The 3,266-nt window shown below is 57.9% G+C and carries 2 tRNA genes and 2 rRNA genes (1 of these 4 cut by a window edge); all 4 read right to left on the reverse strand.

What is annotated here, in order from left to right:
• Nucleotides 1-646 (reverse strand): 23S ribosomal RNA (locus MWN34_RS19490) (it extends 2,185 nt beyond the left edge of the window).
• A 339-nt stretch (nucleotides 647-985) separates the two neighbouring features.
• A tRNA-Ala gene (locus MWN34_RS19495) sits at nucleotides 986-1,061 on the reverse strand.
• A 39-nt stretch (nucleotides 1,062-1,100) separates the two neighbouring features.
• A tRNA-Ile gene (locus MWN34_RS19500) sits at nucleotides 1,101-1,177 on the reverse strand.
• Between the two features lie 161 nt (nucleotides 1,178-1,338).
• Nucleotides 1,339-2,823 (reverse strand): 16S ribosomal RNA (locus MWN34_RS19505).
• Together the 16S and 23S rRNA genes with 2 tRNA genes alongside form the textbook arrangement of a ribosomal RNA operon.
• Nucleotides 2,824-3,266: the final 443 nt, after the last annotated feature.

Genomic DNA, 3,266 nt, shown 5'->3' on the forward strand with positions numbered 1-3,266 from the left:
ACAAAAGGTACGCGGTCACCCAGGACGTCCACCAAAGGATTTGCCTTGGGCTCCCACTGTTTGTAGGCATCCGGTTTCAGGAACTGTTTCACTCCCCTCGTCGGGGTGCTTTTCACCTTTCCCTCACGGTACTTGTTCGCTATCGGTCGCTGAGGAGTACTTAGGCTTGGAGGGTGGTCCCCCCATGTTCAGACAGGATTTCACGTGTCCCGCCTTACTCAAGGACAAAGGTTCGCTCTACGCGTACGGGGCTATCACCCTCTGAGGCCCGGCTTTCCTGACCGGTTCCGCTTCTCTTACCCTTGCCACTGGCCTGGTCCGCGTTCGCTCGCCACTACTAACGGAGTCTCTGTTGATGTCCTTTCCTCCGGGTACTTAGATGTTTCAGTTCCCCGGGTTCGCTTCTAACCCCTATGGATTCAGGGCCAGATACCTTCATACTGACAACTGGAATTCCCATCCTTCCCGCCATGATCGCTCATGCCGGAAAGAACCGGAGTTCCAGCCGTCGAAGGTGGGTTTCCCCATTCGGAAATCCGCGGATCAAAGGTTGTTCGCACCTCCCCACGGCTTATCGCAGCGTACCACGTCCTTCATCGCCTCTCAGCGCCAAGGCATCCACCGAATGCCCTTAAGACACTTGATCGTTCTCATCTTCGATGCCTACTTCTGCCCTCCTGTGCGGGAGGGAGCAGGAGCGGGACGGTTTTGAGAGACCCGTCCCACGGATCGAAGCTATATAAGACCAGCTTGCTTCGCATCATTCGGTCCCCGGCGCGGTCACGCTTCCGGTGGTCCTGTCCCGCGGATCGCTCCACGGTCACGACCTGCCTTTCGGCCTGCCGAATGAATGCTTCTTCACAATGTCAGACAACACGAACCCCGCCCGGACATGCCGCGGCAGGCTTCGAATTCAGGTTCATGGACAAGGGCTTTCAAACCCGCGGCTTTCAAACCCGCGCTCGACACCCAGATGCGACGCAACTGGTGGAGCCAGACGGGATCGAACCGACGACCTCATGCTTGCAAAGCACGCGCTCTCCCAACTGAGCTATGGCCCCGTCAGTCGCGCAGGCAAAAGGCGTCGTCACACCGATGAGTGGTGGGCCTGGGACGACTCGAACGTCCGACCTCACCCTTATCAGGGGTGCGCTCTAACCACCTGAGCTACAGGCCCCAAGCCATGCTGGCGGATCGCAGGATCCTCCGGCCCGGGCTCGTCCATGGAGAAAGAGAAACGAAGGCGGCGGCGTCCCGCAAAGTGCCCACTGACTGTGGGCTTTATCCTAAGAGCTCCGATAAGACCGACCGAGATCGACCTTGAGGGAACATCCTTAGAAAGGAGGTGATCCAGCCGCAGGTTCCCCTACGGCTACCTTGTTACGACTTCACCCCAGTCGCTGACCCTACCGTGGTCGCCTGCCTCCCTTGCGGGTTAGCGCAACGCCTTCGGGTAAAACCAACTCCCATGGTGTGACGGGCGGTGTGTACAAGGCCCGGGAACGTATTCACCGTGGCATGCTGATCCACGATTACTAGCGATTCCAACTTCATGCACTCGAGTTGCAGAGTGCAATCCGAACTGAGACGGCTTTTGGAGATTTGCTCACCCTCGCAGGCTCGCATCCCACTGTCACCGCCATTGTAGCACGTGTGTAGCCCAGCCCGTAAGGGCCATGAGGACTTGACGTCATCCCCACCTTCCTCTCGGCTTATCACCGGCAGTCCCCCTAGAGTGCCCAACTGAATGATGGCAACTAAGGGCGAGGGTTGCGCTCGTTGCGGGACTTAACCCAACATCTCACGACACGAGCTGACGACAGCCATGCAGCACCTGTGTCCCCGGCTCCGAAGAGAAGAAACCATCTCTGGTAACCGTCCGGGGCATGTCAAAGGCTGGTAAGGTTCTGCGCGTTGCTTCGAATTAAACCACATGCTCCACCGCTTGTGCGGGCCCCCGTCAATTCCTTTGAGTTTTAATCTTGCGACCGTACTCCCCAGGCGGGAGGCTTAATGCGTTAGCTGCGCCACTGACATGCATGCATGCCAACGGCTAGCCTCCATCGTTTACGGCGTGGACTACCAGGGTATCTAATCCTGTTTGCTCCCCACGCTTTCGCACCTCAGCGTCAGTACCGGACCAGTAAGCCGCCTTCGCCACTGGTGTTCTTCCGAATATCTACGAATTTCACCTCTACACTCGGAGTTCCACTTACCTCTTCCGGACTCGAGATACCCAGTATCAAAGGCAGTTCCGAGGTTGAGCCCCGGGATTTCACCCCTGACTTAAATATCCGCCTACGTGCGCTTTACGCCCAGTGATTCCGAACAACGCTAGCCCCCTTCGTATTACCGCGGCTGCTGGCACGAAGTTAGCCGGGGCTTCTTCTCCGACTACCGTCATTATCTTCGTCGGCGAAAGAGCTTTACAACCCTAAGGCCTTCATCACTCACGCGGCATGGCTGGATCAGGCTTGCGCCCATTGTCCAATATTCCCCACTGCTGCCTCCCGTAGGAGTCTGGGCCGTGTCTCAGTCCCAGTGTGGCTGATCATCCTCTCAGACCAGCTACGGATCGTCGCCTTGGTGAGCCTTTACCTCACCAACTAGCTAATCCGACGCGGGTTCATCCAATGGCGATAAATCTTTCCCCCGAAGGGCTTATGCGGTATTAATTCCAGTTTCCCGGAGCTATTCCGCACCATTGGGCAGATCCCCACGTGTTACTCACCCGTCTGCCACTCCCCTTGCGGGGCGTTCGACTTGCATGTGTTAAGCCTGCCGCCAGCGTTCGTTCTGAGCCAGGATCAAACTCTCACGTTCAATGAGATTTCAATCTCGGCTATCATGTCGCTGCACTCAAAAACCTCTGACGAGGTCGAGACCCTCCGTTCTCCATCACAGAGATCGGCGCCTCTCTTGAGTAAACGTCTGACACCGAAGTCTCATCAACCCGCCCCTCGGGTTACCCCTCAGGACCGGTCCGCAAGGACTCCGCCGCCCACGTTTCTCTTTCTCGCTTCTTTACCTGTCAAACAGCGCAGGGCCTCTCGACCCCAATCCCCGAAGGGACATAGTCCCGACCCCGAAAGGCCATCTCTCAAGGACCCTCGCAGGCCCCCACCCAAAGGCTCCCGCCCTCAAGCTCCGACGCGTTCGCTCCCCGGCTCGCGCCGGTCATTCACATGACCGCCTGTCCTGAAAGAGCAACACCAAGGCGCCCGCCAACCGGCGGCAACCCGTCGTCGATGGCCGCTTTATAGGGG

Source organism: Ancylobacter crimeensis (assembly GCF_023016805.1).
GTDB classification, from domain to species: domain Bacteria; phylum Pseudomonadota; class Alphaproteobacteria; order Rhizobiales; family Xanthobacteraceae; genus Ancylobacter; species Ancylobacter crimeensis.